This is a genomic window from Intrasporangium chromatireducens Q5-1, assembly GCF_000576575.1.
GTDB classification, from domain to species: domain Bacteria; phylum Actinomycetota; class Actinomycetes; order Actinomycetales; family Dermatophilaceae; genus Intrasporangium_A; species Intrasporangium_A chromatireducens.
The window spans coordinates 1-24,540 of sequence record NZ_AWQS01000018.1; the positions used below are offsets into that span (position 1 = coordinate 1).

Here is a 24,540-nt window from a genome sequence, read left to right on the forward strand (position 1 = left end):
GGCGGGCGCCTCCGCGCCCGCCACCTGCCCGCTCACGTCGACCGCGCTCATGACTCCGGGGTCTGGTTCGCGGCGAGCTCGGTCATCTCGCCACCCTTGACCTGGTAGATCCCCGTGCCGGTCGAGCCGCGGTGCGAGTCGGTCGAGAACTTCACCGTGCCGGCGCCGAGCACGCCGCCGGTGTCGACCGCGTCCATCGTCTCGAGCGCCTTGCGGATGGCAGGGCCGGTCAGCTCCTCGCCGCTGGCCAGCGCCTTCTCGATGCCCTTGGCCATCACGGCCATCGTGTACCAGCCCTGGGCGTAGTGCAGGCCCTTGTCGGCGAGCGAGCTGCCCTTGGACTTCAGGTACGTGTCGATCTCCGCGTGGCCGGGCTTCTGCGCCGTGGGTGGCGCGACCGGCGAGATCGCGATGTGGCCCTCGGCGTTGTCGGCTCCGGCCGTCTTGATGAACAGCTCGTCCGCACACCAGTTGAGGCAGACGATCTTCATGTCGAGGCCCTGGGCCTTGATGTCCTTGGCGACCTGGGCGGCCGGTGAGGAGACGTTCTGGATGACGATGTACTTGGCGGCCTGCGACTTCGCCTGGCTCAGCAGGCCGACGAAGTTCGGCGTCTTCGGCATCGGGTAGCTCTTGTAGCCCAGGTCCAGACCCTTGTCCTTGACCCACGCTTCGCCGTCGGCGACCGGTGCCGTGCCGAAGGGACTGTCGTGGTGGAAGACCGCGACCTCGGCCTTGCCACCGGCGTCCTTGCTGATCCAGTTGAGCGCGACCCGCATCTGGTCGGAGTAGGTCGGCGCGACGACGAAGTTGAACGGCGACGCCTTCGGGTCGGTCAGCGGCTCCGCGTAGGACGCCGACATGAACGGCAGCTCGTCCGCGGCGACCTTGGTGCGCAGGGCCTCCGAGTCGCCGGTGCCCCAGCCCTGGATGACGACCGCGCCGTCGTTGACGTACTTCTTGTAGAGCGACTCCGCCTCGGGGACCTTGTAGGCGTAGTCGTTGGCCATGGCGTCGATCTTGTGGCCGCTGATGCCGCCCTTGGCGTTCGCGTTGTCGATCCAGCCCATCATGCCCTCGTGGTAGGGCGTGCCGACGTCGCCGGTCGCGCCGGTGAGGTCCGCGATGACGCCGATCTTGATGGGTGCCTTGTCGCCGCCGCCCTGTGCGCTGCCGCCGTCGCTGGCGGCCCCGCCGCCGCAGGCGGAGAGGGCAAGGGCCAGCGCGGCCGCGCCGGCCAGCGTGGTGAACCGGGTGTTGAGCTTCATTGCTGTTCTCCTAGTTGGGTATGCCGCTGAGCTGGCTCGGGCGGGCAGGGTGACCAGGCGCGCTGGCCGGGTCGGTCGACTCGTCGGGACGGGTTGCGCGCGGAGGGTCAGTAGCGGAACGGCCAGAAGCGGACGTAGTCCTTCAGCCGTGTCCAGATGCGGTCGAGCCCGCGTGGCTCGACGAGCAGGAAGACGATGATGGCGACGCCGAACACGGCGTTGCGGATCGCCGGCAGCTGGTCGGTCAGGCCCGGCATGCTCGTCGAGAGGGCCTCGACGGCCTCGGTGAGCAGTGGCGGGAGCAGCCCGATGAAGATCGCGCCGTAGACCGCGCCGGCGATGCTGCCCAGGCCGCCGACGATGATCATCGCGAGGTAGAGGATCGAGACGTCGAGGGTGAACCGCTCCCAGGTGACCGTCTCCGTGTAGTGGGCGGTGAGGGCGCCGGCCAGTCCGACGAAGCCGCTCGACACGGCGAAGGCGGTGACCTTGGCCCGGGTGATGTTGACGCCGATGGCCTGGGCTGCGATGTCCTGGTCGCGCACCGCCATGAAGCTGCGGCCGAGGGCAGTCCGGAAGAGGTTGCGGGCCACGACGACGACGGCGATCGTGATGGCGAGCAGCAGCCAGTACCACTGCACCTCGAAGGTCTGCCGCTTGATCGACCACCCGAGGATGCTGAGGCGTTCGACCTCGATGAAGCCCTGGCCCTCGGTCAGCCAGGTCCACCGTCGGACGATGAACATGATGATCTCCTGCGAGGCCAGGGTCGCGATCGCGAGGTAGAGACCCTTGAGGCGCAGCGCCGGCAGCCCGAAGAAGGCACCGATCGCGGCCGTCATGATGACGGCGATGAGGATGCTGAGCGGCACCGGCAGCCCGGCCCGACCCGAGAGGATCGCCGAGGTGTAGGCGCCGACGGCGAGGAACCCGCCCTGTCCGAGCGAGATCTGGCCGGTGAAGCCGACGAGGATGTTGAGGCCGACCGCGCCGATGACGGCGATCAGGATCGTGTTGGCGATGCCGAGCCAGTAGCGGTCGAGGACGTAGGGTGCGGCGAGCAGGAGCCCGACCATGAGGGCGAGCCGGACGTACTGGGCCTTCGTGTGCCGCAGGCGCAGCTCGGCGCGGTAGCTCCGGTGGTGGATGCCGGTCGCGGTGACTGTCGACATGGCTCAGACCCTCTCGATCCGTGTCTCGCCGAAGATCCCGTAGGGCCGCACGATGAGGATGGCCACGAGGACGAGGTAGGGGACGACCTCGGCCAGACCGGGGTCGGCGTAGCCGGAGACGTACTGCTTGAGCAGACCGATCGTCAGGCCGCCGAGGACGGTGCCGGGCACCGAGTCGAGGCCGCCGAGGATGACGACGGGGAAGACGATCAGGCCGAATGCGGCGATGTTCTGCTCCACCGCGGAGAGGTCGGCGAGGAGGACGCCGGCGATGAGCGCGCTGACCGCGGCGAGCACCCAGGCGAGGGTGAAGACCCGGCGCACGGAGATGCCCATCGTGAGGGCGGCCTGCTGGTCGTCGGCGACGGCGCGCATCGCGATGCCGTGCCGGGAGCGCTGGAAGAACGCGGAGAAGGCGGTCAGCACGATCGCGGCGATGCCGATGACGAGGAGCCGGTTGACCGGGATGGTGGTCCCGGCCACGGTGATCGTCCCGGTCGGCAGGATCGGCGGCTGCTCCCGCACAGAGGTGCCGTAGAAGATCTGGATCAGCGACTTGAGCACCGCGGAGAGGCCGATGGTCACCATGATGACGCTGATCGCGCTCTCGCCGATCAGGGGCCGCAGGATGAAGCGCTCCACGACGACACCGAGGACGATCGCGACGAGCACGCCGAACAGGGCGGCGACGACGAGCGGCAGGCGCATCACGACGAACGCCGTGTAGAACATGTAGGCGCCGACGAGGAGGAACTCGCCCTGGGCGAAGTTGATGACGCGGGTCGCCTTGTAGATGAGGACGAAGCCGAGGGCTGCGAGCGCGAGCAGTGCTCCGTCGGACAGCCCGTAGACGGTCAGCGAGATGAAGGTGTTCATCGGCGGCCGCTCCAGACGGGTCGGCGCCCCCGGTCGTCGGGCGCGTGGAAGGTGGTCAGGTCGACGACGTCGAGCACGAGGGTGCGCTCGAGGCGAGTGCCGTCCTGGTAGGTGACGGTGCTGCGGATCGTCGCCGTGTCGTCGCCGCGCTCGAGGGCGGCGATGATCTCGCCGTATCGTTCGGCGATGACGTTGCGGCGGACCTTCCTGGTGCGGGTGATCTCGTCGTCGTCGGGGTCGAACTGCTTGTGCAGCAGGACGAATCGCTTGATCCTGATGCTCTCGGCAAGGTCCTCGTTGGCCCGGTGGACCTCCTCGGCGATGAGGTCGCGCACCTCGGCTTTCGCGGCGAGGTCGGTGTAGGTCGTGTAGCTGAGCCGTGCGTGCTCGGCCCATGCTCCGGTCGTCAGCGGGTCGATCGTGATGATCGCGGTGAGGCCGCCTTCCGAGGCGAAGGTTACGGCCTCCTCGACGTAGGGCGAGAACTTCAGTTTGTTCTCGATGAAGGCGCTCGAGAAGCGTGTCCCGTCCGAGGCGGTGAGGACATCCTTGGCCCGGTCGATGACGACGAGGTGGCCGGCCTCGTCGAGGTAGCCCGCGTCGCCGGTGTGCAGCCAGCCGTCGGCGTCGACTGCCTCGGCGGTTGCCTGCGGGTTGCGGTGGTAGCCGCGGAAGACGGAGGCCGATCGGAGCAGGATCTCGCCGTCCTCCTCGATGCGGATCTCGGTGCCGGGGATCGGTGTGCCGACCGAGGCGAAGGCGATGTCGTCGTCGCGGTGCACGACGGCGAGGCCACAGATCTCCGTCTGGCCGTAGATCTGCTTGAGGTTGACGCCGATCGCGTGGAAGAAGCGGAAGACGTCGGGCCCGAGGGGCGCCCCTCCGGTGTACGCGTGCTGGACCCGTGCGAGCCCCAGCTGGTCGCGCACCGGCCGCAGCGCCACCTGGTCGGCGATGGCGTGGACCAGCCGGAGGCCGCCGACCGACTGCCCGCGCATGCGGCGCTCGGCGACGCGGTCACCGACCGAGTAGCCCCAGCCGAAGAGCTTGCGCTTCAACGCGCCGGCCTCGTCGATGCGCACCTGCACCTCGGAGAGCATCGACTCCCAGATCCGGGGCGGCGAGAACATCACGTCCGGCCCGATCTCGCGCAGGTCGCTCTTCTGCGTCGAGGAGTCCTCGGGGAACGACAGCGTGAGCCCGCGGGAGAGGCCGCACGCGACGGCGAGCATCTGTTCGCCGATCCAGGCGAAGGGCAGGAAGGAGACGTAGCGGTCCTTCGGCCCGATCGGGTCGATCGACGTCAGGTGCTCGGCCATCGCGAGGAGGTTGGCGTGCGAGAGCTCGGCGAGCTTGGGCCTCGACGTCGTGCCGGAGGTGGTGCAGATGACCGCGCAGTCGCCCGGCTGCCCCGCCGCGACCTGCTCGTCGAACCAGCCGGGCCGGGTCTGTTCCCACTCGCGACCTGCGGCCTCCACCTCGGTGAAGTCGCGCAGGAACGGCTCGGTGTACTGCTCCAGCCCGTGTGGGTCGTAGAAGACGACCGTCTCGAGGAGCAGGCCTCCCCGGTCCTCGTCGAGCAGCCGGACCAGCTTGTCGACCTGCTCCTGGTCCTCCGCGACGACGACGCGGACATGGGCGAGGGTGAGGATGTGGCGCAGCTCCTCGCCGATGCTCGTCGGATAGATCCCGACGACGGCGGCGCCGATGCTCTGCGCGGCGAGCTCGGCGATGAGCCACTCGGGGCGGTTGTCGCCCAGCACCGCGACGACCTCGCCGCGCTGCACCCCGAGGCTCGCGAGGCCGTGCGCGAAGTCGCGCACGCGGGCTTGGTACTGCGCCCAGGTGAGCGGCTGCCAGATGCCGTAGCGCTTCTCCTGCAGAGCCGTCGCGTCGGGCCGCTCGGCAGCGAGCCTCGCGAGCAGCCGGGGGAAGGTCGCGTATGACCACCCACGGGGGGCTCCGCCCCCCGTGCTCCCCCCGAAAGCCCGCGTGGCCGGGTCTGCAGCGGCGCCGGGAGCTGGCTCAGCGGCATACGGGATGGTCTTGTCCGTTGCCATCAGTGCTCCTCGGCGCCGAGGTAGGCCTCGACCACTCGGGGGTTGGCCTTGACCTCGTCGGGGGTGCCGTCGGCGATGAGGCGGCCGAAGTCGAGGACGCTGACGCGGTGGGAGATGTCCATGACGACAGCCATGTCGTGCTCGATGAGGATGACGCTGACCCCGGCGAGCTCGTGGACGTCGAGGATGTAGCGTGCCATGTCCTCCTTCTCCTCCGAGTTCATGCCAGCCATGGGTTCGTCGAGGAGGAGCAGGGCGGGCTGCAGGCAGAGGGCACGGCCGAGCTCGACCCGCTTCTGGATCCCGTAGGCGAGGGAGCCGACCGGCTGGTGGCGGTGGGCCTGGAGGGAGAGCAGGTCGATGACCTCCTCGACGAGGCCGCGGTGCGCGATCTCCTGACGACGGGCCGGGCCGAACCAGAGGAGCGAGGCGAGCACGCTCTGGTTCATGTGGACGTGCCGGCCGAGCATGAGGTTCTCCAGCACGGTCAGGTGCGCGAAGAGCTCGATGTTCTGGAAGGACCGGGCGACGCCGAGGCGGGCGATCCGGTGCGGGGGCAGCTTGGTCAGCTCGTGTGCCTCGCCGGCGGCCCCGGTGTGCAGCACGACCCGGCCCTGCTGCGGGTGGTAGAGGCCGCTGACACAGTTGAGCAGGCTCGACTTGCCGGCGCCGTTGGGGCCGATCACCGAGTGGATCGTGCCCTGCGTGACGGTGAAGCCGACGTCGGCCAGCGCGTGGACGCCGCCGAAGCGCAGCGAGAGGTCCTTGACCTCGAGCAGCGGCTGCCCGGCGGGGACCTCCGAGGAGTTGAGCTGGTGCTGGTAGGCGCGAGTGAGCACGGACATGCGGGGGGTTCCCTCCCTCCAGGGCGCACCGGGGAGTTCGGGGACCCGGCGCGGTCATCTGCCGTGATCGTAGGTTTTCACTATCTGAAAAGGCAAGAGTGAATTGTGGAATCGTTATCTCAACCGTTATCGTCGGCGGCGTGACGATGACCGAGCCGGCCGACGGCCGCGAGTCCCGTGGGGGGCTCGGCACGGTGCGCAACGCCGTGACGCTGCTCGAGCTGCTGGCGGAGGGCCCGGCCTACCAGCACCTCACCGACCTGGCCGAACGCTCGGGTATGTCCGTGCCGACGGTGCACCGGCTGCTCCGCTCGCTCGTCCTCGCGGACCTCGTCGAGCAGGACCCGCGATCGTCGCGCTACAGCCTTGGCCCGGAGCTCGTCCGGCTCGCGCACCGCTACCTCGCGCGGCTGCCGATCCTCGGGGCGCTCGGCCCCTACCTCGCCCAGCTGCGGCAGCTCGTCGACGCCACGATCGCCGTGCAGGTGCTCGTGCGGTCCTCGGTCGTCATGATCGACCGGGTCGACGGCCCGGACAGTGGGCTCTTCCGCGAGCCACATGCCGTCCGCCCGGCGCTCGACACGGCCGGTGGCCGCTTGCTTGCCGCGCGTGCATCCGACGAGGTCTGGGCGGAGGTGCTCGAGCAGGCCGACCCCCCGGACCGGTCCGAGGCGCGGGCGCAGCGGCGCGAGTGGGCGACGGCGCCCTGGGTGCGCCGACCGGAGACGGCGGACGGCATCCCGGACCAGGTCGCCGTCCCCCTCGTGGACGCCCATGGTGTCACCGTCGCGGCCCTCGCGTCGGCCGTGCCCCCCGGCGCGTCGGAGGCGGCTGTGGGCGCCATCGCGGCGCACCTGTCGCGGACTGCGGCCTCGGCAGTGCGGACCCTGGGCCATGCCTGAGTCTCGCGGGCCCTGGCTGCCCGACCTCGAGCGGTGGCGGCCCGTCGTCGAGCTCCTCGAATGGGAGCGACGCCCCGACGCGGTGTATGAGCCGAGCGGGCTGCGCGGCACCTGGCTGCCCGGTGGCAGGCTGAATGCCGCCACGACGTGCGTCGACCGGCATGCCGCCGTGTACGGCTCCTCCGTGGCCATCTCCTGGGAGGGCGAGCCGGGAGACGTCCGTCAGCTGACCTATGCCGAGCTGTCCGTCGAGGTGAGCTCGCTCGCGGCTGCCCTCGAGGGGCTGGGCGTGGGCCCCGGGGACGTTGTCGCCCTCCACCTGGGCCTGCTGCCCGAGACCGTCATCGCGATGCTCGCCTGCGCCCGGATCGGTGCCGTGCATGCGATGGTCCCGACCCCGCTGCCCACCGAGGCGCTCGCCGATCGACTGGCCGCGTTGTCGCCCAAGGTGCTGTTCACCCAGGACGGCGCCTGGCGGCGGGGCACGGTGCTGCCACTCAAGGTTCGCGCGGACGAGGCCGTCAGTGCCGCGAGCGCGGTGGAGCACACGATCGTGGTGCGCCGCACCGGGATCGACATCGCCTGGTACGAGGGTGACTGCTGGTACCACGACCTCCTTGGCCCCCGGTCCCTCGAGCCGCCACACGACGCGCCCGCTCTGGCGAGCGAGCACCCCCTCCTGCTCGTCAACCTGGCCCACCGCCGCGGTCGGCCCGTCGTCGTGACGCACGGGACCGGTCCGTTGCTCCTCGCGGCGGCCGCGCTCCACGAGGGTGGCCTGGGCGACGGCGACCGCACCTGGTGCGCGGGGGACCCCTCGTGGCTCGCCGTCCAGACGCACGGGATCTACGGGCCACTCTCACAGGGCGGGACCATCGTCCTCTACGAGGGCACGCTCGACGTGCCGACGCACGCCCGGGCCTGGGAGATCATCGGCCGCCACGAGGTGACGACCCTGCTCACGACCCCGTCGGTGCTCCGCATGATGCAGGCCTGGTCCGTGAGCCTGGAGCCGCTCCCGCCCACCCCCACGTTGCGTCGGGTCGTCACCTTCGGCGAGCCCGGCGGCCCGGCGTTGCAGGAGTGGGTGTCGCAGAGCCTGGGCGAGGGCGAGCTGGCCGCCGCCGACGGCTGGGGCCAGGTCGAGCTGTGCGGCATCGTCCACGTGCACGATGGCCTCGACGGGGCAGCAGTGCCTGATGCGGGACTGTGCGTCGTCGACGCGGAGGGGCGGCCCGTCGCCGACGGCGATCCCGGGGAGCTGGTGCTCACCAGGGCCTGGCCCTCGATGGTCGCCGAGTCGGGCACCGCCCCGGCCGCGACGGACGTGCACTGGACCACCTTCCCCGGCTGGTACTGGACCGGCGACCGGGTGCGCGTCGGCGACGCCGGACACCTCGAGTTCCTCGGCCGGACCGACGAGGTGCTCTCCCTCTCCGGGCAGCTCGTCTCGATCACGGAGGTCACCGAGCAGCTGCTCGACCACCCCTTCGTGCACCGTGCCGATGTCGTGGAGCGCCGGGACCAGCAAGGCGGCCGCTACCTCGCAGCGGCGGTGGTCCTGGACGACGAACGGCGCACCGCGGATGTCGAGTCCCTCGCCCATGAGGTATTGGAGTCGGTCCGCGAGACCCTCGGCGGTGTCGCCCGACCGAGGATGCTCGTCGTCCTGGACCGCTTCGGGGACGAGATCGGGCGCGAGGAGCGGCGACGCGTCCTGGCCAGCCTGCCCTTCGCGGACACTCCCGAGCCGAAGCACGTCACGTGGGACCAGGTCCTCGCCGCCTCCCGCAACCTCCCCATGGCCTGACCGGGTCAGGGCCGGCTGGAACGCCGGCGCGGTCATCCTCGCCGCGCTCCTAGACTGACCCGCATGGTCTCCCCGCTCGTCGCGCTCACCCCGAAGGTCCAGTCCGCGATCGCCGCCGTCCTCGGCGACGACTTCCGCGAGGTGGACCCGGTGCTGCGTCCGTCGCAGTTCGCGGACGTGCAGGTCAACGCGGCGCTCGCCCTCGCCAAGAGGGTCGGGATGCCGCCGCGCGACCTCGCGACGAAGATCGTCGACGCGCTCGAGCTCGACGGGGTGTGCGACAAGGTCGAGGTGAGCGGGCCGGGCTTCATCAACCTCACCTACAGCAACGACTGGATCGCCTCGCTCCTCGGCGAGGTCGACACCGACTCGCGCCTCGGCGTGCCGGTGCAGGAGCGGGAGAACATCCCGATCGACTACTCGGCGCCCAACGTGGCCAAGGAGATGCACGTCGGCCACCTCCGGACGACGATCGTTGGCGACTCGCTGGCCCGGACACTCGAGCACCTCGGGCACCACGTCATCCGGCAGAACCACATCGGTGACTGGGGCACCCCCTTCGGCATGCTCATCGAGCACCTGCTCGAGGTGGGGGAAGACTCGGAGGAGGCCGGGCTGCTCCTCACCGACCCGAACGCGTTCTACCAGGCCGCGCGGGTCAAGTTCGACACCGCGGAGAAGGCCGAGCCGGGCGGCAGTGCAGGCGACTTCGACGTGCGGGCTCGGGCGCGGGTCGTCAAGCTGCAGGGTGGGGACGAGGCGACCCTCGCGCACTGGCAGCGGCTCGTCGACCTGTCGAAGGCCTACTTCAACAAGGTCTACTCCACGCTCGGGGTCACCCTCACCGACGAGGACCTCGCCGGCGAGTCGATGTACAACGACGAGCTGGGCAAGGTCTGCGACGAGCTCGAGGCCAAGGGGATCGCCACCGTCTCCGACGGCGCGCTCTGCGTCTTCCTCGACGGCTACACCGGCCGCGAGGGCAAGCCGGTGCCGCTCATCATCCGCAAGTCCGACGGCGGATACGGCTACGCCACAACGGATCTCGCGACGATCAAGTATCGCGTCGGCGAGCTGCACGCCCACCGCGTGCTCTACGTCATCGGCGCACCCCAGGCGCTGCACCTCAACATGGTGTGGGACACCGCCCGCAAGGCCGGCTGGCTGCCCGCCGACGTCACGCCGGTGCACATCCAGATCGGCAACGTGCTCGGCGAGGACCGCAAGATCCTCAAGACCCGGTCCGGCAAGCCGCTGCGGCTGATGATGCTGCTCGACGAGGCCGTCGAGAAGGCCCAGAGCGTCATCGACGAGGCTCGCCCCGACCTCGATGCCGAGACCCGCGCGACGATCGCCCGCCAGATCGGCATCGGTGCGGTCAAGTACGCGGACCTGTCCGTCGCCCATGACAGCGAGTACGTCTTCGACCTCGAGCGGATGGTCTCGCTCACCGGCAACACGGGTCCCTACCTGCAGTACGTCGGCGCCCGGGTCCGCTCGATCTTCCGGCAGGTCGGGCTCGAGCCGGCCGCGCAGCACGCGCCGGTCGTGCTGACGGAGGAGCACGAGCGCGATCTCGCCAAGCGGCTGCTCGACTTCGCCGACGTCGTCGTCGCCGTCGGGGCGGAGTACGAGCCGCACCGGCTCTGCGGCTACCTCTTCGAGTTGGCGCAGTCGTTCTCGGCGTTCTACGAGAACTGCCCGGTGCTCAAGGCCGAGACCGACGAGGTCAAGGAGTCACGCCTGACCCTGAGCGCCCTGGTGCTGCGCACCATGGTCACCGGGCTCAGCCTGCTCGGCATCGAGGCGCCCGAGCGCATGTGAGCGTGGAGGATCACGCACGCCAGGGCGTGCCGATCCTCCACCCGCCATGCCGGTGCTCCACCCCATGCCGTATGCCGCTCAGTCCGGGCGGTCGTTCGGCTGACCCCGGGCGTCAGGCGAGGTGGGCGGCGTCGATCGCGGCCTGCAGGCTCTGTTGGTAAGCCTCGCTCGTGTAGGTCGCCCCGCTGACCACATCGATGTGCGCCGACTGCGCGGCCAGCGCCTCCTGTCGCAGGACCGGCGCCGCGTCAGCGCTGATCGCGACCGAGCGGCCGGAGCTGTCGGTCAGGTGGAGCGGCACGACGTTGGTGATGTGCTTGCCCGAGTAGATGACCCGCACCTGGACGGCCCCGTACTGGGTGTCGACGGCGGGTCCGTCGACGGAGCCGGAGCGGGGCGCCGCGGACTTCGTCCCGCCCTGGTGGGCCGGGCGCTTCCCCTTCGCGGTCGTCCTGCCGGTCGGGCCCGACGTTGTCGGTCCCGGCTGTGCCGGGCCGCTCTGCGTGGTCCCCGCCTGTGGGCCCAGCGCCACCGTCGGCGCGGGATGCAGCCCGCTGACCCAAGCCGCGCCGATCGCGGCCGAGCCGGCCAGGGCCATGGCGGCCGTCGTCGCTCTCCTCACCAGCTGAACCTCTCGTCGTGGATGTGGTCGGTCGGGATGCCGGCCTCGTGCAGGCTGCTGCGGACCAGCCGCATCCACCCGTTGGGGCCGCAGAGGTAGGCCTCGTGCTCGGCGACGTCGGGTATGGAGGCCCGCAGGCGGGCCACGTCACCGGCCCGTCCGGAGGGGGTCTCGCCGGGGGCGGCCGCGGGGAGCCAGGAGCCGTGCACCGGCGGGCCGACGAGCAGGTGCAGGCGGTGGCCGTGGCGCGAGACGAGGTGCTCGATCTCGCTGCGGAAGGTCAGCTGCGACTCGTGGTCCGCGCGGTAGATGACCGTGATGTCGCCCGGGCGCACGTCCCGCTGCCGCACGAGCTCCTCGAGCAGCGCCCGGACCGGGGTGATGCCGATGCCGGCGGCGAGGAGCAGGACCTTGGCCCGGGTCCGGCTCTCCGTCGTGAAGGCGCCGTAGGGTCCCTCGACAAGGATGGGTGTGCCGGCCCGGATCGCGCGCAGCTCACGGGAGTGGTCGCCGAGGTCACGCACGGTCAGGCGCAGGTGCCGTCCGTCCGGTGCCTTGGACAGCGACCAGGGGTGGGCCGCGAACAGCAGCCGCGGCGTCGCGAACCGCCAGGAGAAGTACTGCCCAGCGCGCACCGGCAGCCGGTCGAGGTGGCGGCCCCGGACCCACACCGACCAGACGCCTGCACCCTGGGGGACGACCCGGGACACGCGCAGCCGGTGGTAGGCGCTGCGACGGATCGGCAGGAGGATGCGCCACCACAGGATGCTCGCGGCGACGACGACGTAGAGGGTGATCCACCAGGCCTGGACCCAGGTGGAGCGGGTGAAGTCGGAACCCATCGAGAACTGATGGGGGATGGAGAGGGCGACAGCGGCATACACGCTGAGGTGCACGACGTGCCACCACTCGTAGGACAGCTTGCGGCGGGCGATGCTGACGGAGGTGACGGCGACGATGCACAGCAGCACGGTCGCGACCGCGGCGAAGAGCAGGTCGTCACCGCCCGTGACGAGCTGGAAGGACTCGATGAAGGGCCCGGTGAAGGGGCCGAGGTGGTCACGGATCGCGTAGCCGAAGACCAGCGTGAGCACATGGACGAGGACGAGGGGCACGGTGACCCGGCCGAGCACGCGGTGCGCCTTGAGGGCGCGGTCCATGCCGTAGACCCGGTCCACCCACGGAATGCGGGCCGCCAGGAGCATCTCGATGAGCAGCAGGTCCATGGCGACGAGTCCGGTCACCCGCGAGACGGCCACGAGGATCGTGCCGGCGTTGCCGCTGGCCAGGTCGTGGCTGCCCCCGCCGGCGAGGTACTCGACGACGATCACCACGAGGCTGAGCAGCGCGAGGACCTCGAGGACGTCCCCAGCGCGCGCCCGCCAGTCGCGGAAGCGGGCCCCACTGCGGAGGGAGGCCCGGGTGGGGTCGGCGGGTCGTCCACGCCGGAGCTGGGTCGGTGACAGAGTGTTGCTCACGGGCACCATCGTCGGGAGGGGATCTCAGAGAGTTATGAGACGGCGAGCAGATCGTGTGTCCGTGACCGACGACGTGACCCAGCAGGCGGCCGAGCAGGTGGCCGCGACGTTGCCGCGGACCCGGCTGCTCCTCGTCGAGGACGACGCCGACCTCTCCGCGATGCTGGCGGGTCTGCTCGACGAGGAGGGGTATGCCGTGACGGTGGCCCGCGACGGGCAGGCCGGCCTGCACCAGGGCCTGACCGGCGAGTTCGACGTGCTCGTGGTCGACCGGGGGCTGCCCGGGATCGAGGGCGTCGACCTGCTCGGCCGGCTCCGGTCCAAGGGAGTGGCCTCGCCGGCTCTCGTGCTCACGGCCCGCGGGGCGGTGGCGGACCGGGTCGAAGGGCTCGACGCCGGGGCACAGGACTATGTCGTCAAGCCGTTCGACGTCGACGAGCTGCTGGCCCGCCTGCGGGCGCTGCTGCGGCCCGTCGGGGCGGGGGCGAGCGAGCTCGCCGTCGGGGGTCGCCGGTTCCTCGTCGGCGAGCACCGCATCGTCGACGGGGAGGGCGAGGTGCTGCTCTCCCGGCGGGAGGCCCTCCTGCTCGAGGTGCTCGCCCGGCACCCCACCCGTGTGTTCACCCGGGACGAGCTGCTCGACCGGGTCTTCGACCACGCCGAGACGGCGGGAGCGGTGGACACGTACGTCTACTACCTGCGCCGCAAGCTGGGGAGGGACGTCGTGGATACAGTCCACGGCGTCGGCTACCGGTTGGGCGCCTCGTGAGGGGTCGGCGCACGGTCGCGGACGTCGACGACTCCGTCGCGCGGGCCGCCCGCTCCATCGGGCTGCAGGTCGGCCTGTCCACCGCCGTCATCGTCGTGCTCGCCATCGTCGCCGCGGCGTTCGTCTTCGACCGTCAGCAGCTCGGTGAGATCACCAGTCGGATCCAGACCGCGGCCCTCACCGCGGACGACGTCGTCGACGCACCGCCCGGGGTGTGGCTCGTGGCCGTGCGGGACGGCACCCCTGAAGCGGGCCGGTCCACGCCGGCCACTCTCGTCACCGCCGCGCTTCGGGCCGCGCAGGGTCCGGACGGCGAGACGACGCTGCGCTCGGGACGGGGCTATCCGGCCTGGGTGGCCCATCGCGGTCCCGCGACCTACGTGGCGATCTACGACCTGACCTTGCACCAGGACGAGGAGCTGCGCCTCATCTGGTCGACGGCCATCGCGGGAGGGGCGGGGATCCTGCTGGCGGCGCTCACCGGCTGGGTCGCCGGCCGGCGCGCGGTCCGGCCGATGGCCGAGGCGCTCGAGCTGCAGCGCCAGTTCGTGGCTGACGCCAGCCATGAGCTGCGCACGCCCCTCGCCGTGGTGAGCACCCGGGCCCAGCTGCTCCGACGGCGACTCGGCACGGCCGCGACCGCCGAGCAGCGCGCCGAGGCGGACCAGCTCGTCCAGGACACGAGGGCGATGGGTGATGTCGTCGCCGACCTGCTCCTGTCCGCCCAGCTCGAGGCGAGCGAGGCCCCGGCCGACGTGGTCGGGTTGCGCGCGCTCGTGGCCGAGGTCGTCGCGTCCCTCCAGCCGTATGCCGCTGGGTTCGGCGTCCGTCTCGTCGCGGCCCCCGTGGTCGGCGAGGCTCCGGACGCAGAGCCGGGGGGCGCAGGGCCGGCGGGCGCGGATGGGGACGGTGCCGACCGGGAGGTCGTCGTGCGCGGGGTCGCGACCGGCCTGCGAAGGGCCGTCGTCGCCCTCGTCGACAACGCCATCTCGCACTCGCCGCCGGACTCCGAGGTCGCCGTGGTCGTCTCCCGGCACGGTCCCTCCGCGCGGGTGGACGTCGTCGACCACGGGCCGGGCGTCGACCCACGGGACGTCGACCGGCTCACCCGGCGCTTCGCCCGGTCCGGCGGTGACGGGAGCCGGCGCCGCGTCGGCCTCGGCCTCGCGCTCGTCACGCAGGTGGTGCGCTCGCACGGGGGCCGGCTCGAGGTGGACCGGACGGCCGGTGGCGGCGCCACCTTCTCGATCGTCCTGCCGGCCGCCGACTGACGCAGGGCGTCGAGCGTGAGGGGCGGAGCCCGCGGGGCGAGCTGAGCGGCATACGCCCTGGGGTGCCTGCCCCGCGCCGACGCGGCGGTCACGCGCCGACGCGGCTCAGGTGAAGGCGTTGATGCCTGTCTCGGCCCGTCCGATGAGCAGCTTCTGCACCTGGCTGGTGCCCTCGTAGAGGGTCATGACGCGCGCGTCGCGAAGGTACTTCTGCATGGGGTACTCGTCGATGTAGCCGTAGCCGCCGAAGGCCTGCAGGCCGGAGTTCGCGGCCCGGACCGCGGCCTCCGAGGCGTAGTACTTCGCCTTCGAGGCGGCCGTGCCGAACGACTCCCCGCGGTCGACGAGGTCGGCCGCGCGCCACGTCAGCAGGCGGGCCGCGTCGGCGTCGACGGAGATCTGCGCGATGATCTCCTGGACGAGCTGGAACGACGCGATCGGCCGACCGAACTGCCGGCGCTCGGTGGTGTAGCGGACGACCTCCTCGAGGCAGCCCTGGACGATGCCGGTGCACCCCGCGGCGACGGACACGCGGCCCTTGTCGAGGGTCTGCATCGCGATCCGGAAGCCCTCACCCTCGGCGCCGAGGCGGGCCGACTCGGGGACCCGCACGTCGGTGAGGAACAGCTCTGCCGTCGCCTGCCCGCGCAACCCGAGCTTGCCCTTGATCTCGCGGCGCTCGAAGCCCGGCGAGTCCGTGGGCACGAGGAAGGCCGAGACGCCCTTGGGGCCCGGTCCGCCGGTGCGGGCGAACACGATGCACACGTCCGCCCACGTCCCGTTCGTGATGAAGATCTTCTGCCCGGAGATCAGGTAGTCGGATCCGTCGCGGCGGGCCCGGGTGGTCAGGTTGCCCGCGTCGGAGCCGGTGTCGGGCTCCGTCAGGCCGAAGCAGCCGAGCGCCTCGCCGGAACAGATCCGCGGCAGCCAAGCCTGCTTCTGCTCCTCGGTCCCGGCCGCGAGGACGGACTTGCCGAACAGGCCCGCGGAGACCGACACGATGCCGCGGATCGACGAGTCGGCGCGGCCGAGCTCCTCCATCGCGAGGCAGTAGGTGACGTAGTCGCCGCCGAGGCCGCCATACTCCTCAGGGAAGGTCAGCCCGAAGAAGCCGAGCTTGCCGAGCTCCGGCACGATCGCCGTGTCGACCGACTCGCGCCGGTCCCACTCGGTGCGGTGCGGGACGACCTCGCGGTCGAGGAACTCCCGGGCCACCGCCTGGAAGGCGCGCTGTTCATCCGTCAGGGACAGGTCCACGGGGGTCTCCTCACTCGGCCGCGTCGAAGCGGGCGCGCAGCTGGTACTTCTGGATCTTGCCGCTGGGGGTGCGGGGGAGCTCGGCGAGGACGTCGAGCCGCTCGGGCCAGTACTGCTTGGCGACACCCTTCTCGCGGAGCAGGGACTGCATCTCCTCGAAGGTGAGCGACGCCCCGGGACGCAGCACGACGCAGGCCGCCGCCCGCTCCTGGAGCCGCTCGTCCGGCATGCCGACGACGGCGACCGCCTCGATCCGCGGATCCTCGTAGAGGGCGTTCTCCACGTAGGCGACGGGGATGTTCTCGCCGCCGCGGACGATGATGTCCTTCGTCCGGCCCGAGATCTTGACGTAGCCGTCCGCGTCGATCACGGCGAGGTCGCCCGTGTCGAACCAGTCCCCGTCGAAGCTGTCCTGGGTCAGCTTCATCCGGTGGGCATAGCCGACGAAGAGGAAGGGGCCGCGGACCTGGAGGCGGCCCTCGCTGCCTGCCGGGACGGCCTCGCCGACGGCGTCGACGGTGCGGATCTCCATCCCGGGCCACGGGTAGCCGTCGGTCTCGACGATCTTCTCCTCGGGGTCGCCGGGGATCCCGAGCGTGACGAGGGCGTTCTCGGTCTGGCCCCACCCACCGAGCACCGCCATCCCGGGCAGCACCTCCTTCGCGCGCCGGACCATCGCCCGGGGGATCGGGGCACCCATGCAGCAGAACCGCTCGAGGGTGCTCATCTCGCGGTTCCCGATGCCGGGCAGGGACACGACGTCGTGCAGGAAGGGCGTCGCGGCGGAGGTGTAGGTGATGCCGTGTCGCTCGACGAGGTCGGCGAACAGCTTCGGGTCCCATACGTCCTGCAGGATCCCGGTCGCGCCGTTCTGGACGGGCAGCCGGGCTCCGTAGAGGAAGCCGGTCAGGTGCGCGAGGGTCGAGGCCATGTGGATGACGCTGTCGGCGGTGACCCCGAGCCGCTTGGGCAGCGGGGCGTTGGCCGCCACGGCGGTGTTGTGCGTGTGCATGACCCCCTTGGGCTCCCCGGTGGTGCCCGACGTGAAGATCAGCAGCGTGACGTCGTTGGGGTCCGGCCGCAGCCCGGTGAGCTCAGCGGGGTCGCGGCGCTCCTCCCACGGCGTTGCCATGAACGTCTCCCACGAGCCGGGCGCCTCCGGGTCGCCGACGACGAGGAGATGCTCGAACGCGTCCCAGTCGTGCTGGAGCGACTCCACGAGGGACACGTGGTCATAGCCGCGGAACTCGCGGGGCACGACGACGAGCTTCGAGCCGGCCAGGCCGACCATGAAGCCGACCTCGCGCTCGCGGTAGATCGGGATGAGGGGGTTGCTCACCGCGCCGATGCGGGTGCAGGCGTAGTGCAGCACGACCCACTCGATCCAGTTGGGCAGCTGGAACGAGACGACGTCGCCGGGCTCGATGCCGAGCTCGCGCAGCCCCAACGCGCACCGGTCCACCTCGGTGCGGAGAGCGGCATACGTGATCTCACGGCGTGAGTCGACGAACGCCACCTTCTCCGGCGTGCGCTCGGCCCAGTCGTCGAGGTAGTCGGTGATGGTCCGGTCCTGCCAGTAGCCACCGGAGGTGTACTTCTCGATGAGGTCAGGGGTGAGGATCGTCTCGAACGACATCGTTGTCGCCTCGTCTCTCGGGTCGGGTGGATGGGCTGGGTGTGCGCAACCGTCAGGACATCGTCAGGCCGCCGCTGACGCTGAGGGTCTGCCCGGTGACGAAGGAGGCGTCCTCGGAGGCGAGGAAGGCGACCGCTCCCGCCACGTCCTCCGGCTGGCCGAGGCGGCGCATCGGGATGGCCTTGATGAGGGCGTCGCGCAGGCCCTGGTTGTCCCCGGCGAACTCGGCGAACAGCTGGGTGTCGGAGGGGCCCGGGCAGATGCAGTTGACCCGGACCTTGCGGCGGGCCAGCTCGCGGGCGGTCGACTTCGTGAACGCGATGACGCCGCCCTTGGCGGCGGAGTACACCGCCTCGCCGGACGAGCCGACCCGGCCCGCGTCGGAGCTGATGTTGACGACGGACCCCGAGCCCTGTTCGGCCATGATCGGCAGGATGACATGGCTGGTGTTGAGCACGCCATAGAGGTTGATCCCGATGATCCGGGGCCACAGGTCGCGCTCCAGCTCGAGGAAGGGGGCCGCCTTGTCCCACCCCGCGTTGTTGACGAGGACGTCGATGCGGCCGAACCGCTGCGTCACCTCCTCGGCCATCGCCTCGACGGACGCGTAGTCCGACACGTCGCAGCCGAGGCCGAGCGCCGTGCCGCCGATCTCCTGCGCCGCCTGCTGCGCGCCCTCGGCGTTGACGTCGGTGACGACGAGGGTCGCCCCCTCCGCGGCGAGGCGCTCGGCGATGCCGCGGCCGAGGCCCCGCGCCGCTCCGGTGACGATGGCGACCTTGTCGGTGAGCCGGCTCATGGTGTCCCTTTCGATGGTTCGGTATGCCGCTGGGCTTGCTGCCGCTCGCGGGTTTCCTTGGTCCTCAGTGGTCCTCAGTGCTGTTCGGCTGGTCCGGGCTTCGGTCAGGGGGCGTACTGACGCCCCAGCAGGTGGCGGGAGATGACGAGCTTGGACACCTGGGCCGTGCCGTCGCCGATCTCGAGACCGATGACGTCGCGGAGCCGCTGGCCGACCTTGTGCTCGGTGGAGTAGCCGACATGGCCGATGGTGAGCAGGGCCTGGTGGATGACGTCGACGGCGAGCCTGGGCGCCCAGTACTTCGCCATCGCCGCCTCGGCACTGTGCTCGAGGCCCTGGTCCTTGCGCCACAGCGCCTCGAGGCAGACGTGCCGGGCCCCCTTCAGGTGGGTGGCGGCCTCGGCGAGCGGGAAGGCGACGCCCTGGAAGGCCCCGATCGGCTGCCCGAAGGCGACGCGGTCCCGCGCCCACTGGAGTGCCTCGTCGAGCGAGGCCTGGGCCGCGCCGAGGCAGGCGAGGCCGATGATGGCCCGGCTGTAGTCGAAACCCTGCATCGTCGAGACGAAGCCCTCGCCCTCCCGGCCGATGAGGTGGTCCTGCGCGACCGGTGTGCCGTCGAAGTGGAGGCTGGCCCGGCCGATCGCGCGGCTGCCGAGGTCGTCGAACGCCGACCGTGTCACCGTGGGGTCGTGCAGGTCGACCCAGAACGCGCTCACCCCTCGGGCCCCGGGGCCGCCGGTGCGGGCGAGGACGACGGCGCGGTCGGCCGCCATGCCGAGCGTGATCGAGGTCTTCTCGCCGTGCAGGCTCCAGCCGCCGTCGGCGCTCGCCGTCGCCTTGAGCTCGAGGCTCGCCGCGTCGGTGCCGTGGCCCGGCTCGGTGATGCAGATGCAGGGGACCGTCTCGCCCGAGGCGATGCCGGGCAGCCAGGCCCGTTGCTGCTCCGCCGTCGCGTTGCGCACGATGATGTCGCTGATCAGGGCCGTGTTGATGATGAGATAGGTCGCGTTGAAGTCCTCGCGACCGACCTCCTCGGCCGCGATGCCGGCGATAACGGCGGTCGCGGCCTGCCCGCCGAGCTCCTCCGGGATGCGCAGACCGGTCAGCCCCATGGCGCCCATGTCGAGGGCCAGCTGTCGCCGGAACTCGGCCGCCTTGTCGTCCGACTGGTAGTGCGGGGCGAGTGTCTTGACCGCGAAGCGGCGGACCTCCTGGGCGAAGGCCTGCTGGTCGTCGTCGAACCCGTAGTCCATCGGCTGGCTCCCCTTCTGTGAGTGTCCGCCGCGCCGTGCTGCCCGGTTGTTGAATGGACGTTCATTCAATAGACTAGGGAGGCGGCGGCAGGCCGTCAATGGTTCGGCGAGAAGAGGTGCACGACGTGCCGACGAAGCAGGTCGACGCGAAGGCGGAGCGAGCGCTTCGTCGCCGCGCGGAGATCCTCCGGGCGGCGGTCCAGCTCTTCCAGGAGGACGGCTACCACTCGACGACGACCCATGCGGTGGCGGACCGGGCGGGGATCAGCGTCGGCCTGATCTACCAGTACTTCGGCAACAAGGAAGATCTGCTTCGCGCCGCGATCGTCGACATCCTCGGCGAGTTCCGCGACCGCATCCCGGTCGCCATGGACGAGGCCGGCGACGACCCCGAGGCGCGGCTCCGGAGCGGGTTCCGCACTCTGGTGGCCGTGATCGACGAGAAGCCGGAGGCCACGGTGCTCTCCTACCGCGAGAGCATGACCCTGTCCCGCGAGGGCCGCGACGAGCTGAAGAAGCTCGAGGTCGAGACGGCCGAGCCGTTCCGGAGGGCGATCGAGGACGGCATCCGCTCCGGCGCGTTCCGGGCCGTGGACGCCGATCTCGTGGTGCACAACCTGCTGCTCGTGGCCCACGGCTGGGCCCTCAAGCACTGGCGCCTGTCGACGTGGCTCGACCTCGACACCTACGTGCAGCGCGAGCTCGACCTCGTCCTCGGCGCGATCCGGCCCTGACCGGCCATCGAGCGCCGGCCTGCCGACGGTCTCTGCGAGGTGGTCAGCGGACGGGGTCGACGCCGATGTCCTCCGCCCACAAGGTGGGCCGCTCGGCGAGCAGCCGCTCCATGAGGGCGCGGCACTCCAGGTCGTCCACCACCTCAACGGTCACGCCGTGGCTGCGCAGCAGGCCCTCGGCCACCGTGAAGGTGCGGTTCTCTCCGATGACGACGCGCGGAATGCCGTAGAGCAGAACGGTCCCCGCGCACATGTGGCACGGCGAGAGAGTCGTGTAGAGGACGCTCCGTTGGTAGGTCGCCGCTGGACGGCGGCCGGCCCGCTCGATGGCATCGGTCTCGCCATGCAGGATCGCGCTGCCGAGCTGGACCCTCCGGTTGCGGCCCGCTGCCAACAGCCTGCCCTCGTGCACGAGCGCAGCCCCGATGGGTATGCCATCCTCCGCCCAGCCCTGTCGCGCCTGGTCGAGCGCGACGTCCAGCCAGCGCCGGTCCTCGTCAGCGATCATCGTCCACCTTCCATCTCCGGCGCTGTAGGCACATCGGTATGTGGTCTGCCGCTCGCCAGGCCCTCAGGCCCTTCCGGCAGCGTCGCCTCCAGCATCGTGGGGCGGCAGAAGGTGGCGGAACCCGCCATCATCGGCAGGAGGGTCAGGGCGAGGAAGACGAACGGCGCCGTCCAGCCGCCGGTGGTGCCGTGGAGCAGGCCGGTGACGATCGGCCCGGTCGCGGCGATGAGGTAGCCGACGCCCTGCACGAAGCCGGAGAGGGCGACGGCGCCGGCGCTCGTCACGGTCCGGAGGGCCACGAGACAGAGGGCGAGCGGGAAGCCCGTCGCGGCGACACCGACGAGGACGGTCCAGAGCAGCGGCGCCCGCCCCGGCGCCAGCACCAGCCCACCGTAGCCGGCGAGGTAGCAGGCCACGCCGAACAGCGAGACGACGAAGGGGTTGCGCAGCCGAGCGGCCGCCCAGGGCACGGTGAGGGCGAGCGGGATGCTCATGAGGGCGTAGAGGCCCAGCAGCGAGCCGGCGTCGGCACGGCTCGTGCCCGCCTCGGCCAGCACCGTCGGGAGCCACGCGTAGACCGAGTAGGTGTTGAGCGAGGTCGTGCCGAGGAGGGCGGCTCCACCCCAGGCGACCCGGCTGCGGAGCAGCGCGGAGAGCGGCACGGCCGCGCTGCGTGCTTCGGTCTCGAGACGAGGGGCTCCGGTCCTGCCAGCGAGGCACAGCCACGGCAGCATGGCCACGACCGCGAAGCCGGACCAGATGCCGAGCCCGGCCCGCCAGCCGAGCCGGTCGGCCACGGGGACGACCGTCAGAGCCGGCAGCGCCGTGCCGAGCTGCAGGCCGATGCCGTAGAGCGCGGTGAGCACTCCGAGCCGATGCGGGAAGTGACGCTTGACCAGGGGAGGGAGCAGGACGTTGCCCATGCCCATCCCGACGAGGGCAACGAGCTGGCAGGCGAAGAAGGCCCAGGCCCCCGGGGCGATCGCGCGGGCGGCCAGGCCCACGGCGGCGAGCGCCATCGCCCCGGCCGCGGCACGTTCGTGGCCGATGCGGCGCACCGTCGCCGGCGTCCCGAGCCCGGCGAGGCCGAACAGCACCGGCGGGAGGCCGGCCAGCAGGCTCAGCGTGACGCCGCCGAGGTGGAGCTGCCCGTCGAGGTCGCCGAGCAGCGGCCCGAGCGAGGTCACCGCGGAGCGCAGGTTGAGCGCCAGCAGGAGGATGGCTGCGAGCACGGCCACGCGCCGGAGCGAACCGGCCCCCACCGACGGTATGCGGGGACCGGTTCGCAGTTCGAGCTCCGTTGTGATCTCAGACCGCCACGATGTTGTGCTCGGGGCCGAACGGGAACTTCGTGATGTTCTCCGCGCCGTCCTCGCCCACGACGAGGATGTCGTGCTCCCGGTAGCCGCCCGCGCCGGGCTGGCCGTCGAGGACGGTGATCATCGGCTCCATGGACACGACCATGCCGGGCTCGAGGACCGTGTCGATGTCCTCCCGCAGCTCGAGGCCGGCCTCGCGGCCGTAGTAATGCGACAGGACGCCGAAGGAGTGGCCGTAGCCGAAGGTGCGGTTGGGCAGCAGCCCGTAGCCGACGTAGATCTCGTTGAGCTCGGCGGCGATGTCCTTGCAGACGGCGCCGGGCTTGATCAGCTCGAGGCCCCGGCGGTGGACCTCGACGTTGATATTCCACAGCTCGAGGGAGCAGGCGTCCGGCTCACCGAGGAACAGCGTGCGCTCGAGGGCGGTGTAGTAGCCGGAGGTCATCGGGAAGCAGTTGAGCGAGAGGATGTCGCCGCGCTGCAGCTTGCGGGTCGTGGACCAGTTGTGGGCACCGTCGGTGTTGATGCCGGACTGGAACCAGACCCAGGTGTCGCGGATCTCCGAGTCGGGGAAGGTCCGGGCGATCTCGTGGACCATCGCCTCGGTCCCGATCAGGGCGACCTCGTACTCGGTGATCCCCTCGCGGATGGCGGCCCTGACCGCCTCGCCGCCGAGGTCGCCGATCCGGGCGCCGTGCTTGATGACCTCGATCTCCTCCGGGGACTTGATCATCCGCTGGCGCATCGCGGCCTGGGCGACGTCCACGAGCTCTGCGCCGTCGAAGAGGGCCTGCAGCTTCGCGTGCGCGTCGAGCGAGAGGGTGTCGAACTCCACGCCGAGGCGCCGGGGGGTGATGCCTCGCTCGGCCAGCGCCTGCTGGACGCCGTGCTGGAAGTTGTCGCGCCTCCAGTCGGTGTAGACGATGTTCTCGCCGTAGCTGCGTCGCCACGGCATGCCGGCGTCGATGTTGGCAGTGACCGTGACCTGGTCGTCGGGGGTGACGACGAGGGCGTAGGAGCGGCCGAAGTAGGTGAACAGGAAGTCCGAGTAGTACTTGATGCCGTGGTACGAGGTCAGCACGACGGCGTCGAGGTCCTTGGCCGCCATGATCCGGCGCAGCCCGGCGAGGCGACGCTCGAACTCGGCGTCGGAGAAGGTCAGCTGGACCTTCTCTCCGTTGTGCAGCACCTTGAGCCGCTCGAGCTCGGAGACGGACCTGACGGCGGTGTCGATGGACATGGTGAAACTCCTTCTTGCAGGGGTCGGTGGGGTGAAAGCGAGAAGCCGGGTGCGGCGTGCTGGCCGGGGCCGGGCTCACGGTTGTGGGGTCGGGACCTTCAGCTCGGGTCCGATGGACGCCGCGAGCGCTGCGGACGTCCGCTCGAGGAGCAGGCGGCCGGCCTGTTCCGACGCCGCGACGGCTGACGAGAGACATCCGGACGCCGGGGTGAGGTCGGCGCGGACGGGAAGGGTGTCGTAGCGGGGCAGCTGCGCGGCCGGCAGGTCCATGACCCGGTCCAGCCGCACGAGCTCGGGATACAGGTGCAGCATGAGGGAGGTCTCGAGGACGCCGCCGTGCTCGACGTCCCAGCCGGGGAAGGCGCCTCGGTAGATCTCCTCGATGGTGTCCTCGTCGACGAAGTCCCAGTAGGACAGGAGGATCGCCGAGACGTCCTGACCGCGCTGGGTAAGCTCGGTGGTCGCCTGCTCCACGCCCTCGTAGAGGAATTGGTAGTTCTCGAAGTGGCCGTTGAGGAAGACGAGCCGCCGGGCGCCGTGCCGGGCGAACTCGAGGGTCAGCGTCCGGGCGATCGAGATGAGGGTCGCCGCGTCGAGGCTGGTCGTGCCGCCGAGGTGGTTGCCGCCACCGGACCGCTGCTGCGACTTGTACCCGTAGACGATCGGTGCGGCCACGATGCCGTCGACCGCCTCGGCGAGGCGCCGGCTCATGGCCTTGGCCAGGACGACGTCGGTGTTGAGTGGCAGGTGGGGTCCGTGCTGTTCCACGGAGCCCACGGGGATGATGACCGGTGCACCGGCCGCGATGGCGTCGCGGTAGGTGAACGCGTCGAGCTCCTCCATGAAGACGGTGCTGGGCATGGTCTCTCCTGGGCAGGTCGAGATTGGGCCGGCGGG

21 protein-coding genes are annotated in these 24,540 nt (G+C 71.0%); 6 read left to right on the forward strand and 15 right to left on the reverse strand.

The window, feature by feature from the left end; genetic code table 11:
• Positions 1-47: 47 nt before the first annotated feature.
• From N864_RS04025 to N864_RS04045, 5 genes are all read right to left on the reverse strand, one after another.
• Positions 48-1,268, reverse strand: a complete 1,221-nt coding sequence (locus N864_RS04025; RefSeq protein WP_051518169.1) for an ABC transporter substrate-binding protein — start codon at positions 1,266-1,268, stop codon at positions 48-50.
• Positions 1,269-1,375: 107 nt separating this feature from the next.
• Entirely contained in the window at positions 1,376-2,440 is a 1,065-nt protein-coding gene (locus N864_RS04030) for a branched-chain amino acid ABC transporter permease (RefSeq protein WP_034713780.1), read from the reverse strand.
• Positions 2,441-2,443: 3 nt separating this feature from the next.
• Positions 2,444-3,316, reverse strand: a complete 873-nt coding sequence (locus tag N864_RS04035; protein WP_034713782.1) for a branched-chain amino acid ABC transporter permease — start codon at positions 3,314-3,316, stop codon at positions 2,444-2,446.
• Positions 3,313-5,376, reverse strand: a complete 2,064-nt coding sequence (locus N864_RS04040) for an AMP-binding protein (RefSeq protein WP_081793353.1) — start codon at positions 5,374-5,376, stop codon at positions 3,313-3,315. The genes N864_RS04035 and N864_RS04040 overlap by 4 nt, the downstream gene beginning before the upstream one ends.
• Positions 5,376-6,221: an ABC transporter ATP-binding protein gene (locus tag N864_RS04045; protein ID WP_051518170.1), complete on the reverse strand. Its 846-nt coding sequence runs from the start codon at positions 6,219-6,221 to the stop codon at positions 5,376-5,378. Before N864_RS04045 ends, N864_RS04040 begins: the two co-directional genes overlap by 1 nt.
• A 146-nt stretch (positions 6,222-6,367) precedes the next feature.
• Between N864_RS04045 and N864_RS23460 the strand changes: the two genes are divergently transcribed.
• The 3 genes from N864_RS23460 to argS all read left to right on the forward strand — a co-directional run bounded on the left by N864_RS23460 (position 6,368) and on the right by argS (position 10,757).
• Entirely contained in the window at positions 6,368-7,123 is a 756-nt protein-coding gene (locus N864_RS23460) for an IclR family transcriptional regulator (RefSeq protein ID WP_240474204.1), read from the forward strand.
• Entirely contained in the window at positions 7,116-8,933 is a 1,818-nt protein-coding gene (locus N864_RS04055; protein WP_051518172.1) for an AMP-binding protein, read from the forward strand. The genes N864_RS23460 and N864_RS04055 overlap by 8 nt, the downstream gene beginning before the upstream one ends.
• 63 nt (positions 8,934-8,996) lie before the next feature.
• Positions 8,997-10,757, forward strand: a complete 1,761-nt coding sequence (gene argS / locus N864_RS04060) for an arginine--tRNA ligase (protein ID WP_034713785.1) — start codon at positions 8,997-8,999, stop codon at positions 10,755-10,757.
• A gap of 112 nt (positions 10,758-10,869) precedes the next feature.
• Here argS and N864_RS04065 read toward each other — a convergent pair whose 3' ends face one another.
• Both N864_RS04065 and N864_RS04070 read right to left on the reverse strand, forming a co-directional pair.
• Positions 10,870-11,379, reverse strand: a complete 510-nt coding sequence (locus N864_RS04065; RefSeq protein WP_034713787.1) for an FMN-binding protein — start codon at positions 11,377-11,379, stop codon at positions 10,870-10,872.
• Positions 11,376-12,866, reverse strand: a complete 1,491-nt coding sequence (locus N864_RS04070) for a ferredoxin reductase family protein (protein ID WP_476702740.1) — start codon at positions 12,864-12,866, stop codon at positions 11,376-11,378. The genes N864_RS04065 and N864_RS04070 overlap by 4 nt, the downstream gene beginning before the upstream one ends.
• Positions 12,867-13,017: 151 nt before the next feature.
• Here N864_RS04070 and N864_RS04075 point away from each other — a divergent pair, with 151 nt between their 5' ends.
• Positions 13,018-13,626: a response regulator transcription factor gene (locus tag N864_RS04075; protein WP_420805204.1), complete on the forward strand. Its 609-nt coding sequence runs from the start codon at positions 13,018-13,020 to the stop codon at positions 13,624-13,626.
• A complete protein-coding gene (locus N864_RS04080; RefSeq protein ID WP_034713790.1) occupies positions 13,623-14,897 on the forward strand; it encodes a sensor histidine kinase in 1,275 nt (424 codons plus the stop codon). Before N864_RS04075 ends, N864_RS04080 begins: the two co-directional genes overlap by 4 nt.
• Positions 14,898-15,002: 105 nt before the next feature.
• Here N864_RS04080 and N864_RS04085 read toward each other — a convergent pair whose 3' ends face one another.
• The 4 genes from N864_RS04085 to N864_RS04100 all read right to left on the reverse strand — a co-directional run bounded on the left by N864_RS04085 (position 15,003) and on the right by N864_RS04100 (position 19,842).
• Entirely contained in the window at positions 15,003-16,154 is a 1,152-nt protein-coding gene (locus N864_RS04085) for an acyl-CoA dehydrogenase family protein (protein WP_034713792.1), read from the reverse strand.
• Positions 16,155-16,164: 10 nt separating this feature from the next.
• On the reverse strand, positions 16,165-17,790 hold the full coding sequence (locus tag N864_RS04090) for an AMP-binding protein (protein ID WP_034713794.1): 1,626 nt from the start codon (positions 17,788-17,790) through the stop codon (positions 16,165-16,167).
• Between the two features lie 52 nt (positions 17,791-17,842).
• A complete protein-coding gene (locus N864_RS04095) occupies positions 17,843-18,589 on the reverse strand; it encodes an SDR family NAD(P)-dependent oxidoreductase (RefSeq protein WP_034713797.1) in 747 nt (248 codons plus the stop codon).
• A 104-nt stretch (positions 18,590-18,693) separates the two neighbouring features.
• On the reverse strand, positions 18,694-19,842 hold the full coding sequence (locus N864_RS04100; protein WP_034713799.1) for an acyl-CoA dehydrogenase family protein: 1,149 nt from the start codon (positions 19,840-19,842) through the stop codon (positions 18,694-18,696).
• Positions 19,843-19,967: 125 nt separating this feature from the next.
• Between N864_RS04100 and N864_RS04105 the strand changes: the two genes are divergently transcribed.
• Complete coding sequence (locus N864_RS04105; protein ID WP_240474203.1) at positions 19,968-20,576, forward strand: TetR/AcrR family transcriptional regulator; 609 nt, start codon at positions 19,968-19,970, stop codon at positions 20,574-20,576.
• Positions 20,577-20,619: 43 nt separating this feature from the next.
• Here the strand turns inward: N864_RS04105 and N864_RS04110 are convergent, their stop codons facing one another.
• The 4 genes from N864_RS04110 to N864_RS04125 all read right to left on the reverse strand — a co-directional run bounded on the left by N864_RS04110 (position 20,620) and on the right by N864_RS04125 (position 24,504).
• Positions 20,620-21,084: a nucleoside deaminase gene (locus N864_RS04110; protein ID WP_034713803.1), complete on the reverse strand. Its 465-nt coding sequence runs from the start codon at positions 21,082-21,084 to the stop codon at positions 20,620-20,622.
• The gene (locus tag N864_RS04115) at positions 21,081-22,322 is read right to left on the reverse strand and encodes an MFS transporter (RefSeq protein WP_162164496.1); all 1,242 of its coding nucleotides are present in this window, start codon (positions 22,320-22,322) and stop codon (positions 21,081-21,083) included. Before N864_RS04115 ends, N864_RS04110 begins: the two co-directional genes overlap by 4 nt.
• Positions 22,323-22,392: 70 nt before the next feature.
• The gene (locus tag N864_RS04120) at positions 22,393-23,643 is read right to left on the reverse strand and encodes a M24 family metallopeptidase (RefSeq protein WP_034713806.1); all 1,251 of its coding nucleotides are present in this window, start codon (positions 23,641-23,643) and stop codon (positions 22,393-22,395) included.
• Positions 23,644-23,718: 75 nt separating this feature from the next.
• Entirely contained in the window at positions 23,719-24,504 is a 786-nt protein-coding gene (locus N864_RS04125) for a creatininase (RefSeq protein ID WP_034713808.1), read from the reverse strand.
• Positions 24,505-24,540 lie beyond the last annotated feature (36 nt).